The organism is Klebsiella terrigena (assembly GCF_012029655.1).
In the GTDB taxonomy this organism is placed as follows: domain Bacteria; phylum Pseudomonadota; class Gammaproteobacteria; order Enterobacterales; family Enterobacteriaceae; genus Klebsiella; species Klebsiella terrigena.
In genome coordinates this window covers 4,118,293-4,131,735 of record NZ_CP050508.1, presented here as the reverse complement: position 1 = coordinate 4,131,735, position 13,443 = coordinate 4,118,293, and the positions used below count along the sequence as shown (strand labels likewise).

11 protein-coding genes are annotated in these 13,443 nt (G+C 61.7%); 3 read left to right on the top strand and 8 right to left on the bottom strand.

All coding sequences use genetic code 11. The annotated features are described in order from the left end of the window. The first annotated feature begins 9 nt into the window (after positions 1 to 9). A complete protein-coding gene (locus tag HCK03_RS19480) occupies positions 10 to 1,254 on the top strand; it encodes an LVIVD repeat-containing protein (RefSeq protein WP_167692058.1) in 1,245 nt (414 codons plus the stop codon). Positions 1,255 to 1,313: 59 nt separating this feature from the next. On the opposite strand, the gene mtnK is transcribed toward HCK03_RS19480, so the two are convergent. Further along, entirely contained in the window at positions 1,314 to 2,513 is a 1,200-nt protein-coding gene (gene mtnK, locus HCK03_RS19475; RefSeq protein ID WP_041144540.1) for an S-methyl-5-thioribose kinase, read from the bottom strand. 103 nt (positions 2,514 to 2,616) lie between these two features. Here mtnK and mtnA point away from each other — a divergent pair, with 103 nt between their 5' ends. Beyond that, on the top strand, positions 2,617 to 3,645 hold the full coding sequence (mtnA, locus tag HCK03_RS19470; RefSeq protein WP_115193345.1) for an S-methyl-5-thioribose-1-phosphate isomerase: 1,029 nt from the start codon (positions 2,617 to 2,619) through the stop codon (positions 3,643 to 3,645). A gap of 40 nt (positions 3,646 to 3,685) precedes the next feature. Here the strand turns inward: mtnA and HCK03_RS19465 are convergent, their stop codons facing one another. From HCK03_RS19465 to codB, 7 genes are all read right to left on the bottom strand, one after another. Next, positions 3,686 to 4,954 (bottom strand): histidine-type phosphatase, encoded by a 1,269-nt coding sequence (locus HCK03_RS19465; protein ID WP_167692057.1) that lies wholly within the window; start codon positions 4,952 to 4,954, stop codon positions 3,686 to 3,688. 25 nt (positions 4,955 to 4,979) lie between these two features. Further along, entirely contained in the window at positions 4,980 to 6,335 is a 1,356-nt protein-coding gene (locus HCK03_RS19460) for an MFS transporter (protein WP_041144543.1), read from the bottom strand. Between the two features lie 111 nt (positions 6,336 to 6,446). Further along, positions 6,447 to 7,256 carry an inositol monophosphatase family protein gene (locus tag HCK03_RS19455; RefSeq protein WP_123551085.1) on the bottom strand — a complete coding sequence of 270 codons (810 nt, stop codon included), beginning with the start codon at positions 7,254 to 7,256 and terminating at the stop codon, positions 6,447 to 6,449. Between the two features lie 119 nt (positions 7,257 to 7,375). Beyond that, positions 7,376 to 8,365, bottom strand: coding sequence for a LacI family DNA-binding transcriptional regulator (locus HCK03_RS19450; protein WP_143967561.1), 990 nt, complete (start codon positions 8,363 to 8,365; stop codon positions 7,376 to 7,378). A gap of 143 nt (positions 8,366 to 8,508) precedes the next feature. Beyond that, entirely contained in the window at positions 8,509 to 9,747 is a 1,239-nt protein-coding gene (gene codA, locus HCK03_RS19445; RefSeq protein ID WP_167692056.1) for a cytosine deaminase, read from the bottom strand. Beyond that, positions 9,744 to 10,979 (bottom strand): PucR family transcriptional regulator, encoded by a 1,236-nt coding sequence (locus tag HCK03_RS19440; protein ID WP_167692055.1) that lies wholly within the window; start codon positions 10,977 to 10,979, stop codon positions 9,744 to 9,746. The genes codA and HCK03_RS19440 overlap by 4 nt, the downstream gene beginning before the upstream one ends. A 2-nt stretch (positions 10,980 to 10,981) precedes the next feature. Beyond that, positions 10,982 to 12,244, bottom strand: a complete 1,263-nt coding sequence (codB, locus tag HCK03_RS19435) for a cytosine permease (RefSeq protein WP_115193339.1) — start codon at positions 12,242 to 12,244, stop codon at positions 10,982 to 10,984. Between the two features lie 576 nt (positions 12,245 to 12,820). Here codB and HCK03_RS19430 point away from each other — a divergent pair. Further along, entirely contained in the window at positions 12,821 to 13,432 is a 612-nt protein-coding gene (locus tag HCK03_RS19430) for a methylthioribulose 1-phosphate dehydratase (protein WP_041144548.1), read from the top strand. Positions 13,433 to 13,443: the final 11 nt, after the last annotated feature.

Genomic DNA, 13,443 nt, shown 5'->3' with positions numbered 1-13,443 from the left:
GGAGCAGGTATGGCGACGGAACTCCCGCGCCCCGACTACAGCCGCAATATGCGGCTGATTGGGCATAGCGATCAGGGCGGACGCCCGGATGGCGTTCAGTTGATGGTGCATCGTGGTTTTGCCTATATCGGCCACATGGTGTCCCAGGGTTTTTCGGTGGTGGACGTTCGCGATCCGAAAAACCCCAAAGCGGTGAACTACGTTGCCGCGCCGCCCGGCACCTGGAACGTCCACCTGCAGGCGCACGACGATCTGCTGCTGGTGATCAACGCCCGGGATCTCTTTGCCGATGCTCGCTTCGCCGACGAGAAGGTCTACTACACCCGCTCGGTGGGGGAGACGGTCAGCGACGTGCGGGAGAAGGGCTGGAGCGCCGGGCTGCGTATTTTTGATATCTCCGTTGCCGATAAGCCGCGGGAAATCAGCTTTCTGTCGCTCGACGGGATCGGCATTCATCGAATCTGGTACGTTGGCGGCCGCTGGGCCTACGTTTCCGCGCTGATCGACGGTTTTAACGACTATATCTTCCTGACTATCGATCTCGCCGATCCGCGCAACCCGCAGGTCGCCGGCCGCTGGTGGCTGCCGGGGATGAACCAGGCGGCGGGGGAGACGGCGAGCTGGCCGCAGGGGAAACGCTACGCCCTGCATCACGCCATTATTGCCGGGGATACCGCCTACGGCAGCTGGCGCGACGGCGGCCTGACCCTGCTCGACGTCAAGGACCGCACCCAGCCGAAGCTGATTAGCCACCGCAACTGGAGCCCGCCGTTTGGCGGCGGCACCCATACCGCGCTGCCGCTGCCGGATCGCGACTTGCTGGTGGTGCTCGACGAAGCGGTGCTCGATAACCAGCAGGATGGCGAGAAGCTGATCTGGCTGTTCGATATCCGCGAACCGGCGAATCCGGTCAGTATCTCGACCTTCCCGCAGCCTCGGGAGGAGGACTATGTGGCGAAAGGGGCGCATTTTGGCCCGCATAATCTGCATGAGAACCGCCCCGGAAGCTTTGTCAGCTCGACGCTGATTTTCGCCACTTACCAAAACGCGGGGGTGCGGGCCTACGACATCTCCGACCCCTATCGGCCGGTAGAAACCGGGGCGCTGGTGCCCGCGGCGCCGGCGAAGATGATGGATACCCGACCGGGCCGCCCGCGGGTGATCCAGTCCTGCGACGTGTTCGTTGACGCGCAGGGGATTATCTACAGCACCGACTATAACGGCGGGCTGTCGGTGATCGAGTATTTGGGGTAGGGAAGGGCGGTTAATGGAGAGCCCGGGCAGCGTGCTGCCCGGGAACGACCGGGAAGGGATTAGCCGTACTGGCGAATGCGGGCGATCAGCTCGTCAACGCCGTCGATGCGTTCGGCAATCACGATCAGCGCTTTGCCGAGCGAAATCGCGTGGCGCAGGCACTCGTGGCGCATGGCCTCATCGCCAATGCTGTCGATATCGGCGACGTGCGACAGGCCGACGCTGCGGCGAATCAGCTCGGTTCCGCAGAAGCCAATCGCGTCCGTCCACACTTTTTTCAGGAACGCCGAGGCATAGCCGGGATAGGCCAGCGCCGCATCGCGGCTCTTCTCCGCCGCCAGCGCCTGGAAGCGCTCGGCAAAGGTCGTCCACAGCGCCTGAATATCGTTCAGCCGCTGTTCGCGCGCGGCGGCGGCGTCGCGAATGCCCAGATGGCCCGGCAGGCCGCAGTAGTTGAGCAGCAGGTTGCCGATGGCGGTGCCGATATCAAAGCCAATCGGGCCGAAATAGCCGAACTCGGCGTCGATGGCTTTAAAGCTGCCTTCGGCAACGAAAATGGAGCCGCTGTGGATATCGCCGTGCAGCAGCGCTTCCGCCTGTGAGAAGAAGCGGTGCTTGAGCGAGGCCACCGCCAGCCTGAGCTGGCTATCGTGGCGCAGGGCGGCAATATCGTCCTCCAGCGCCGGCGGATAGCTGTTGCGCTCGTGCACCTGGTAGGGGTCATTGAAGAACAGGTCTTCGGTTATTTCACACATCTCCGGGTTAAGAAAGCGCGCGACCTGGGCTTTTTTATCATGGGGATGGAGATAAAAATCGCTGGTATGGAACAGCGCCTGGGCGAGATATTCCCCCAGCTGGCTCGCCGCCTGCGGATAGTAAACGTTGGCGATAAGCTCTCCGCGCCAGATTCGGTGATCGGAAAGATCTTCCATCACCATCACCGCCAGCTCGGGATCGAAATGGTGAATTTTCACCGTGTGCTGCGGGCAGTGCTGATAGTGGGTCACCAGCGTCTGCGCCTCGAGCCGGGCGCGGTCAAGCGTCAGCGGCCAGGACTCTCCGACGCAGCGGACGTAGGGCAGCGCCTGCTTAACCACAATGCGGCTCACGCCCTGGGTATCAAAAATTTTAAATACCAGGTTGAGGTTACCGTCACCCACTTCCTGCGCGGACACCAGTTCCGACGGGTTATCGATACCGCCAAATTGTTGTGCATAAGCCACCGCATCGCTGGCCGTGAAGGTATGGTATTGCGACATTGCCTCGATCCTCAAAAGTTCTGGTTAAGCCGTTCAGACGTCTATACTTCTGGATGCCATCCTGACACAATGTGATACAACAACGCAACAGGGATTTAACGACATGCAGACACTACAGACCACCAGCCTGCGGGTAAGCGAAAATCAGCTTTTTATTCTTGACCAGCAGGCATTGCCGCAGGAAAAACGCTGGCTGGCGGCAGATAACGTCCCGTTACTGGTTGACCATATTCACGCTCTGCGGGTACGCGGGGCGCCGTTAATCGGTCTTTCTGCCAGTCTGCTGTTAGCGCTTTTAGCGCAGCGCGGCCTGACCCGCGATGAGCTATCGCAGGCGCTGGAAACGCTGCGCGCCGCGCGTCCGACGGCGGTTAACCTGATGAATAACCTCGATCGCATGAAGCTGGCGCTGGCTGAGGAAAACTATATTCCGGCTCTCGAAGAGGAGGCGCTGCGCCTGATTGAAGAAGATAAGCAGCTGTGCGCCAGCATCGCGGAAACCGGCGTTAGCCTGGTCAACGCGGGCAGCCGCCTGCTGACCCACTGCAACACCGGTGGCCTGGCGACAGCCGGAGTCGGTACGGCGTTAGGGGTGATTGCGCTGGCCCATCAGCGCGGCCTGGTGGCGAACGTGTGGGTCGACGAGACCCGCCCGCTGCTGCAGGGCGGCCGCCTGACCGCCTGGGAGCTGGGCGAGCTGGGGGTGCCCTATCAGCTGATTACCGATTCGATGGCCGCCAGCCTGATGGCTAAAGGGCAGGTCGACGCGGTGTGGGTTGGTGCCGATCGCATTGCTGCCAACGGCGACGTGGCGAACAAAATCGGTACCTATTCGCTGGCGGTGCTGGCGAAATATCACGGTATTCCGTTCTACGTCGCCGCGCCGCAAACCACCCTCGACCGCCGCTGTCCGAACGGCGAGGCCATTCCTATTGAGCAGCGCGCGGCGGCGGAGGTGACCGGGGTGGCCGGCAGCTTCGGCGCGGTGCAGTGGGCGCCGGCGGATGCGTCGGTTTATAACCCGGCGTTTGACGTCACGCCGGCGGCATTAATCAGCGGCTGGGTGCTGGACAGCGGCGTCGTTACCCAGGAGCAGGTGGCGGCCGGCGCATTTGCGCCCAGCGTTGCTTAGGAAAAAAGGCGAAGCGATGCCCCATCGCTTCGCGGTTGGCTTAGGGTAGCTCGAGGTTTACCGCGCTGACCGATTGCCGGTCAACGTTTTTGCCTAAGGCCGTAAGCGCCTGCCGGTAGGGACATAGCGTACCCACTTGCGTGAGTCGGCATCCCGGTTGGCTCCACTCCTGGCGCAGCAGCGGATGCTGCCGATCCGGCGTCTGCAGGTGGCGCAGGTCGTCGAGACTTTGCGCCTGGAAATAGACCCGGAGATAGCGTTCGCCGTTACTCGCGTCGCGCCAGCGTTCAAGCACCAGGCTGCTGCCCGGCGGGATATTCCCCCGGCTGTAGCCCGGCAGCTGCCAGCTAAACGCCATCAGCGTGCGCACCATCGCAATATTGGTATCGTGAGCCACCAGCAGCAGCCAGCGAACGTCCGGCCTGGCGCCCTCTTCGACACCTTGCAGCATCGCATTCAGCAGGATTGAACCGCGCTTTTGCGCCGTATAGAAAACGTCGTTGCTCAGATCGTAGTTTGCCGTCAGCAGCGGCAGCAGGGCGCTAATCTGCGCGGAGCGGGTAATGTTTCCCCACGCCAGCTGGCTGAGCGGCAGGTTTTCGCTCCAGCCGAGGCGCAGCGTTTCGACCATATTAGCCATCACGCTAAGGCCTTCAATTGAGACTTTACCGCTTTTCCCCTGCTTAACCTGCCAGGGCTGGTCAAAGACCGGACAGGGCTTGCCGGTGATGCAGACGGCGTTTTTCAATAGCTGGATGGTGGGCTCCAGGGCCCGGCGGCGCAGCGCCAGGTCGCCGGCTTTTTTTTGCACCTCCGCCAGCTGCCGGGTGGGATCGGTCTGGGTTGTCGCGAACCGGTCGGTCTGGAACAGCGGGTCAGCGTCGCCGGCGACGTAGTGAATGCGCGTCCCGCATCCCGGAAACGCGCCGTCAACCAGGGCCTCAGCGGTGGCTCGCGTGCGCTGCAGCGGGCTGGCGCGGACGTAGATGTCGCCCGGGGTTGGGCAGCCGGCGCTCAGCAGCCCGAGCGCGCGGTAGTGCGCGCCCTCGGCCCGCCCTTTGTTCACGACCGCCGCGTAGCCGTGGCCGGTTAATTCCCCGTCGCGGGTTGTCCACTGCGTCCACGGGCGTTGGGTGGCGGCCTCGATGGCTTCGCGGTTGCCCGCCGTCGGCGGGCGGATCCCGTGGCGACTGAGCTCAACCACTTTTTCCAGCTGGTAGCGATCGGCGGCACTGGTTTGCCCCGCGCCGAACGCGACAGCGCAGGTGATAAACAGGCGCAGCAATACCTGATGGCGTGTCGTCATCATAGAATATTCCTTATATATTATTGGGTTATGATGGCAGCGATATCTGCTGTTCCGCGGCGTGGCGACGGGCTACGATGGCGGCGGTCACAAAGCAGAACAGGGCGGAGGCCAGACCGGTCGCCACCCAGAACTGCGATAGCGTACTGAAATTATACAGCGTAGTGCCGTTTTCGATGACCGCCGTTTTATCAATAATGATCCCGGTCAGAAACTCGCCCAGACCGGCGCCGGCGTAGCTGGCGATGCCAATGGTTCCGAGGGCGGCGCCGGCCGCTTTGCGCGACGAGATATCGACGGCAATCAGCCCGCCGAGGAAGCAGGTTAAGGCTCCGATGGTCGCGCCAAAAATAATCATCGCCAGAATATCCGTGACGTAGCCGTGGGGTGACCACAGCATCAGGGCGAATCCGGCGGTGTTCAGCAGGCTGATAAAGCCGGCCATCACGCTGCGGTTTCGGGGGAAGAAACGGTCGGAGAGCATCCCGGCGATAATGGTCCCGGCAATGCCGGCGATAGCGTTGACGCCAATGATCCCGGAAGCCTCAATGGTCGAATAGGCCTTATCCTGCTGAAGGAAGAAGATCCCCCACGAGTTCACCGCGTAGCGATCGATATACATAAACGCCGAGGCCAGCGCCAGCGTCCATAGCGCCGGGTTGCGCATGGCGAACAGCTGGTTTTTAAACACCGAACCGCCCGCTTCCTCCTGCTGCGGCTCATCGCGAATGATGTTGATTGGTGGAAAACCGCAGCTTTGCGGCGAGTCGCGCATAAACAGCAGCATCAGCACGACGCCTGCGGCGCCGAGGGCCGCCGTTGACAGGTAGCCCATCTGCCAGCCAAAGCCGGCAATGACCGCCGCGATCACCATATAGGTCATGGCTTCGCCAATATTATGCGCCGTTGACCAGATGGCGTAGAACGTCCCGCGCTCTTTACAGCCGTACCAGCGCGCCAGCGAGACGGCGCAGGGGCCGACGCCCATGGATTGCGCCCAGCCGTTGATCCCCCAGAAGATCGCCAGCAGCAGGGCGTTGGTGGTCATCCCCATCAGCAGATTCATCCCGGCGCTCAGCAGCAGGCCGAGGCTCATATAGCGCACCACGTTGGCATGATCGGCAATAAACCCGTTAACCAGCTTGCCGATGGCGTAGCTGAAAAAGAGCGCCGAGCCGATCATCCCGAGCTCGGTGGGCGTAATACCGAGCTCAACGAGCGCGCTTTTAGCAACGGTAAACGACAGGCGGCAGACGTAAAACGTCACGTAGGCGACCGTCATCGCCAGAAACGTTTGCCAGCGCACAAAGCGAAAGCGCTGCTCGCTGAACGGAGCGACGGCTTTGGGCGGCGTCGCGCGAAAAAAAGCAAAAAATCCAGACATGGTGTTATCTCCGAAGGTCGGAGGCCCGACTGATTAATGTGCTTCGTCCTTGAACTGAATTATCGTTGCTATGTAGGGTACATAATCAGATAAAGCCTGACCCTTAGCGGGTTAGTGTAACGGTTGCCGAAGCATGTTTTTTAACTGCGGGTAGAGCGTTTTGCCGGCCAGCAGCAGCGGGCTGCCGTTGATGATGCCGTCATTGGCGAGGTAATCATTCGTCTGCCCCCCGGCCTCGCGCATCAGCACCAGCCCGGGCAGGGCATCCCACGGGTTCATGTGCGGTTCGTAATAGCCGATTAAGCGTCCGGCCGCCGCCCAGGCGCTCATCAGGGCGCCGGACCCGTTGCGCACAAACATGCCGCCATCGCTGAGCAGCGCGTCGAGGAACGGCAGGAAGTCCGCCGGCGTGACGCGGTGGGATGTTCCCACGCCCATCACGCCCTCTTTGACCGTTCCGGCCGGATGGGGGGCTATTGGCGTCTCGTTGAGCCACGCGCCGTGCCCCTTCAGGGCATGAAATATTTCCTGATGGTTGGGGTCGTAAACCACTCCGATTACCGGTTCGCCGTCGGCCACGATAGCCAGCGACAGGCACCAGGTGTGCAGGCCGTTAAGAAAGCAGCTGGTGCCGTCAATCGGGTCTACTACCCACAGAATGGGCGCTTCCGGCAGCTGCGCGCCGCTCTCTTCGCCGAGAAAGCCGTCCTGCGGGAACGCGTTCACAATTTGCTGCTTAACAAACTCTTCGACCTGCTTATCGGCGATGCTCACCACGTCCTGCAGATCGTGACCCTTGTGATCGACCGCGAGGCTGCCGCGCTGCTGATAGAAGCGAAAGGCCAGCTCGGCGCCGGCTTTTGCCAGTTCACAGGCGAAGAGATAGCGGGCGTGCAGCGGGTCTGAGTCCAGTGATGTCATGTTTCCTCCGTTTTGCACACGTGTGCAATCAGTGATAAAAAAAGAGCCCCGAAAGGCAAAGTGAGTGTGGCGGGGAACGGCGGATTATTCTGTGATCGCTTTGGCATAAAATGAATTTTTCATTTTGCGCTTTCGCGAATAATTAATTTCACCGGCACTTCCCGGTGGCGGGAGGGGAGATCGAACCTGGCGATGCGGGTCACCAGCATCTCGACGGCGTGATGCGCCAGCAGCTCCGTATTCTGCTGAATTGTCGAGAGTTGATAGGGTTGCCAGGCGGCCTGGGGGATATCATCGAAGCCGATAACGGCCGGGAGCGGGGCGCTCGATTGGGCGGCGCGCAGGCCGTCCAGCGCCCCAAGGGCCAGCATATCGGTGGCGCAAAACAGCGCCTGCAGGCCGGGATTATCCAGCAGCAGCCGCCTGGCGGCATCAAAGCCGGCCTGATAGCCGGCGCTGGCGCAGAAGTGCGTGCTGACCTGCATTCCCCCGGCGTGGGCGATAAACGCCTCGTAGCGCTGGCGGGTGCTGAAGTTTTCGCCGTCTTCGCCGAGAAAGCCGACCTGCTGCCAGCGGCGGTGGCTAAACAGATCCGCGACCAGCTTCGCCCCCTGCGCGTTATCGCTGGACACCCGGTCACAGCCGGCGAGTTCGGCATGGCGGTTAATCAAGGTGACGGGGATTTTGCGTTCCAGGTACTCCTCCGCCAGCGACAGCGGCGGCGCGCCGGAGGTGATGATCACTCCGGCCACGTGATAGCTCAGGAGCTGTTTGAGCGAAGGGGCCAGCTGCTGCGGATCGTCGGCGTTCATCAGCAGGGGCATAAAGCCGTTGAGCGCCAGCTGATGCACCAGCGGGGCGAGCAGCTTGCTGCGAAAAGGGTTATCAAAACCGGCGGTGACGATGCCGATAAAGTTGCTGCTGCCGGTGATCATCGTGCGGGCGATAATATTGACCTGGTAGCCCAGCTCCTCCGCCGCGGCGAGAACTTTCTGCCGCGTTTTGTCCGCCACCGACGCTCCGGGAGTAAAGGTTCGGGAGACGGCGGAGCGGGAGACGCCGGCAAGCCTGGCCACGTCCTCAGCCTTAATCCATTTTTTTTCGCTCATAGTGTCCGGGTACGGGTTGTTCTCAGGGAGCCCGCGCCGACTCCGGAACCCATCGTCGGCGCGCAAAAGTAGTAAGAAGGTACCACAGAAATCCCTGCGCGAGCAGGGGAGTGACGCGCTATGGGCGCCGCGTCACCCGCGGCTTATGCCGGATAGCGGATCTGCTCCGGCTGGCGCTGCAGGATAATTTTGCCGTGGCGGATGGAGGTCAGCACTTTGGCCTGACGCCGCACGGCGTCATAGTCGTTTTCCGCATCGAGGATCAGCAGGTTCGCCGGGCGGTCTTCGGCGAGGCCGTAGTTATCGCCGAGGCACAGCGCCCGGGCGCTGTTATCGGTAATCAAATCGAGGCAGCGCTGCAAATCTTCATACCCCAGCATGTGGCAGATGTGCAGCCCGGCATCGAGGATGCGCATGATGTTACCGTTGCCCAGCGGGTACCACGGGTCCTGAATGGAGTCCTGGGCAAAGCAGACGTTAATCCCGGCGCGGTCCAGCTCCGCCACTCGCGTCACGCCGCGGCGTTTTGGCCAGCCGTCGAAGCGCCCCTGCAGGTGGATACTTTCGGTGGGGCAGGAGATAAAGTTGATGCCAGAGGCCTTGAGCAGGCGGAAGAGCTTCGAGCAGTAGGCATTATCGTAGGAGCCCATCGCGCAGGTGTGGCTGGCGGTGACCTGCGCGCCCATGCCGCGTACCCGGGCCTCTTCCGCCAGCACTTCCAGAAAGCGCGACTGCGGGTCATCGATCTCATCGCAGTGCACGTCCACCAGGCAGCCGTGGCGCTGGGCCAGATCCATCAGGAAGACCAGCGAGCTGACGCCCTTGTCGCGGGTGTTCTCGTAGTGCGGAATGCCGCCCACCACGTCGGCGCCCATCTCGATGGCGCGGGTCATCAGCTCGCGTCCGCCGGGGAACGACTCGATCCCCTCCTGCGGAAAGGCGACGATTTGCAGGTCGATAAGATGGGCGGCCTCTTTTTTCACCGCCAGCATCGCCTCCAGCGCCGTCAGGGAAGGATCGGTGACGTCGATGTGGGTGCGCACGTGCTGCACGCCGTTGTCGCGCAGCATGCCGATGGTTTTCAGCGCGCGCTGGCGCGTATCTTCCACGGTGACGCTCGCTTTACGCTGGCTCCAGCGGGTGATGCCCTCAAACAGGGTGCCGCTCATATTCCACTCCGGCTCGCCCGCCGTCAGGGTAGCGTCAAGATGGATATGCGGCTCGACGAACGGCGGAATAACCAGCTTTTGCTGCGCGTCGATATCGCCGGCGTCAGCCGCCAGAGTGGCGGTTTGGGGAGCGATGCTCTTAATCACGCCGTCCCGGAGCTCGAGGGAATAGAGCGCTTCTTTGTGGCGCAGGCGCGCGTTGATAATTTTCATGGTTGTTCCCGTAAATGGTTTTGCGACATACGCCAGATAGCCAGGGCGACCGAGGCGTTGAGATGAAACTGCGGATGGCTGACCGGATAGCGGGTCAGCTTTTCAATACGCTGAATGCGCTGATGGAGGGTGTTGCGGTGAATGCCCAGACGCTCGGCGGCCCTCATCACGTTGCCGTTCTCCTGGAGCAGCGTTTCCAGGGTCTCCATCAGCAGCCACGGGCTTTTGCGATCGGGTTCAATCAGGCAGCCGAGGGTGTCGTGCATAAAATCGCTCAGCAGCGTGGGGTCGCCGACGGCGGAGAGCAGCTTGATAAAGCCCAGCTGCTGATAGTCGCTGATGCGCTGAGCCGGGCGCAGGGTATCGCTGAGATCCAGCGCCTGGCGCGCCTGCGACAGCGCCCGCGGGTAGCCCTGCAGCTCCTGCACCGGTGCGGAGAGGCCGCACAGCAGCGACAGCCCGTCGTCGCCCTCCGCAAGCTCAAGCAGCCACTGCTGCAGCCACTTTTTCTGCTGATAAAATTCGCCTTCCTCATCCGGGAGCAGGAAGAGAAACATATTGCTGCGCTCAACCAGCGGAAAGGGGTTGCCCTGCTGGTTAAGCTGCTGCTGCAGCTTAACCAGCAGGGTGCGGCGGGCCTGCTGTAGCCAGGCTTCGGCCTGCTCCGGCGGAAACTGGCGAAACAGGCGCTGAATGCCCTCAAGGCGCAGCGCCGCCACCCGCAGCGGGCGGGTAAAGTCCAGCTGCTGGTGGAGCGCGCGCTGATGCAGGATCTGCAGATCGGGATAGTCGCCGGTTAAGAGCTGCAGCAGAATATCGCGCTGCGACTGCAGCGCGTTTTCGCTGCGCACCAGCGCGGTGCCGATGCGCTCGGTGACGATCACCATTTTTAGCAGATAGGGCTGTTCGATCAGCGGAATGCCCAGCTCGTCGGCGAGGGCAATCAGTCGCGGCGGGATCGCCTGGATATAGGCGTCGCCGGTGAGGATCACCATGCCGGCGATCCCGCGCTGCTTGCCCTCCATCAGCAGGTGGATCAGGTTCTCCTCGCTGCGGGGATGGTTGATCCCGGTGATAAACACCAGCTCTCCGCCCATGATCCACTCGGCGATATTTTCATTTTCCGCGACGTAGTACCAGCGCACCGCCAGCTGGAGCCCCTGCTGCCCCGCGCGCAGCCGCATCGCCGAGAGTCCATCAAGCGCGAGAATTTCGCTGACCGTCAGGCTCATGGCTACTGCTCCGCCGCCGGATCGGCCGCCGGCTGGCGTTTGCTCAGGCGGGTCAGGACGATATAGACCAGCGCGGAGACGGAGATGCCCACCAGCGGCGCAATCCACGGCGACAGGTAAGCGACCAGCGCGCCGACGGCATAAGCGCCGAGCCCCAGCCAGTTAAAGCGCGGCAGGCGCGCGGTTTGCAGCAGAGGATAGCGTCCACCGCGGTAGAACCAGTAGTCGGCGAGGATCACGCCGCCGATGGGCGGGATGATGCTGCCCAGCAGAACCAGGAAGGGGATCAGCATTTCGTACATCCCGCCAATGGCCAGCAGAATGCCGACGCCGGCGGCGACCACGGTCAGGGTCCGGCGGCGTTCGCTGCGCAGCAGATGGCAGGCGGCGGCAGAAACGTTATAGATGGTCGGCCCCTGAATGGTCAGCAGATTGAGGCACAGCATGACCACCGCGGCGACGGAGAGCCCCTGCAAAATCAGCACTTCGACGATATCGGCCTGCTGATAAACGATGGCGCACCAGGCCCCGGCGACAATCATCAGCCCGTTGCCGATAAGGAAGCTGCCCATGCTGGCGACGATGGCGGTGCGGCTGGAGTTAGCCAGCCGCGTCCAGTTCGTCGCCTGGGTTGCGCCGCTGGCGAAGGTGCCAAACACCATGGTGATGGCCGCCGACCAGGTCATGGTTTCGCCCGGTTCGATTTTGGTCATCGCCTGCCAGCCGCCGGCGTGGTGGGCGGCAAGGTACATGGAGACCACCAGCAGGATAAACATCAGCGGAACCGAAACCCGCGAGAGCGCATCCAGCCCCTTATAGCCTACCAGCGCGGTGACGCAGAACAGGATACCGAACAGCACCATCAGCGGAACGGTCAGGGCCTCCGGCAGGGCGAGGATTTTGACCAGCGAAATCGCCACCGTGGCGGTACCCCAGGCGTACCAGCCCAGCTCGGCGAAGCCGAGAATAAAATCGGCGAGCCTGCTGCCGATCTCGCCGAAGCAAAAACGCCCCATCAGTACGGTGTTCAGCCCGCTGCGGGCGGCAATCCAGCCGAGCGACGCCGCGTAGAGGGCCAGCAGAAAGTTACCGATAACCGCAATCCACAGCAGGTTAACGATGGAAAATGAGACGCCGAGCTTCCCGCCCGCGAACATGGTGCCGGTAAAAAAGGTAAAGCTGAACAGAACCATGGAGATTGAAAACAGGCCCTTGCGCCCTGAGGTCGGCGCTTCGACGAGCGGGAAATCGTTGCTGTTTGACATAGTGGAACCTCTGTGTGGTCATCCGAATAGCGATGCCAGAGGGGTAGCAAGAGGTGTGCCAAAAAAAGCGGGGCAGCAGGAACATAGCGGAGTGGGCAGTGTGCACATAAAAAGCCGTTAAACGGCGCGGTTTTGCCAGAAGGGTGTGCAGGGTGCAAAGTTTTGCACCAGCGTGGGGCAGAGCGTTCGGCGCTGCTCGGCGCTGCTCGGCACGGGCGGTCGCCAGCGCCGCTGCCGAAATTTCCCCCCGCCGCGTGCAGAACGATCCCCCGTCTTTTTAGCGGCCCGCAGCGGGTAATATTGGCGTTATGAAAACGCTCAGTTGTATCACTGTTAAAAACGGCAATTTCATATTCTTTTCTGATATAACCATTCTTAATGTAAGCCATTCCTGAAATATTGTTCAGCCGGGCAGGCGGTGTTAGTATCGGGTAAATAGCCATTTAGACGGCTAAAGAACCTTATCTCGGGTTATCCTGCTGACCGTTGTGCCTCAGCGCAGCGACGCCGCTGCCTGCCGCAGCATCCTCCGAGCGTAAGGTTCTCCAAATACCATCGCTAAACTAAGGAACTGCTATGTGGCAAGAAAGACTCGCGCAACTGGTCACCACCTGTCATTGGATCGGTGCGAAGGGCTGGGCGCCGGCGACCGGCGGCAATATGTCAGTGCGCCAGGATGAGACCTGGTGCTGGCTCAGCGAGTCGGGACGCGATAAGGGCAGCCTGACCAGCGAAGATTTTCTGCAGGTGGATATTGCCAGCAATACCGCGCCTTCCGGGCGCAAGCCCTCGGCGGAAACCGGGCTGCATACCCTGGTCTATCGTCTGTTCCCTGAGGCTAACGTCGTGCTGCACGTCCATACCGTCAACGCGACGGTGCTGTCGCGCATCGAGAAGAGCGGGACGCTGGCGCTGCAGGGCTACGAAATGCAGAAAACGCTCACCGGCCAGCACAGCCATCTCGACACCGTCCCGGTGGCGATTTTTGATAACGACCAGGATATCGACGCCCTGGCGGCGCGCATCGAAGATTATGCGCAAACCCATCCGCTGCGCTACGGCTTCCTGCTGCGCGGCCACGGCCTGACCTGCTGGGGGAAAGATATCAACGAGGCGCGTCGTCAGCTGGAAGGTCTGGAATTCCTGTTCGAGTGCGAGCTGATGCGTCGCCGCTACGAGCGCGACTAATATTCAACGGG

Excerpts from the sequence above, each read along its gene's own strand:
- codB (WP_115193339.1), bottom strand. The coding sequence starts at position 12,244 with ATGTCAAACAGCAACGATTTCCCGCTCGTCGAAGCGCCGACCTCAGGG.
- HCK03_RS19450 (WP_143967561.1), bottom strand. The coding sequence starts at position 8,365 with ATGAGCGAAAAAAAATGGATTAAGGCTGAGGACGTGGCCAGGCTTGCC.
- HCK03_RS19480 (WP_167692058.1), top strand. The coding sequence starts at position 10 with ATGGCGACGGAACTCCCGCGCCCCGACTACAGCCGCAATATGCGGCTG.
- HCK03_RS19465 (WP_167692057.1), bottom strand. The coding sequence starts at position 4,954 with ATGATGACGACACGCCATCAGGTATTGCTGCGCCTGTTTATCACCTGC.
- HCK03_RS19430 (WP_041144548.1), top strand. The coding sequence starts at position 12,821 with ATGTGGCAAGAAAGACTCGCGCAACTGGTCACCACCTGTCATTGGATC.
- HCK03_RS19455 (WP_123551085.1), bottom strand. The coding sequence starts at position 7,256 with ATGACATCACTGGACTCAGACCCGCTGCACGCCCGCTATCTCTTCGCC.
- codA (WP_167692056.1), bottom strand. The coding sequence starts at position 9,747 with ATGAAAATTATCAACGCGCGCCTGCGCCACAAAGAAGCGCTCTATTCC.
- mtnA (WP_115193345.1), top strand. The coding sequence starts at position 2,617 with ATGCAGACACTACAGACCACCAGCCTGCGGGTAAGCGAAAATCAGCTT.
- mtnK (WP_041144540.1), bottom strand. The coding sequence starts at position 2,513 with ATGTCGCAATACCATACCTTCACGGCCAGCGATGCGGTGGCTTATGCA.
- HCK03_RS19460 (WP_041144543.1), bottom strand. The coding sequence starts at position 6,335 with ATGTCTGGATTTTTTGCTTTTTTTCGCGCGACGCCGCCCAAAGCCGTC.
- HCK03_RS19440 (WP_167692055.1), bottom strand. The coding sequence starts at position 10,979 with ATGAGCCTGACGGTCAGCGAAATTCTCGCGCTTGATGGACTCTCGGCG.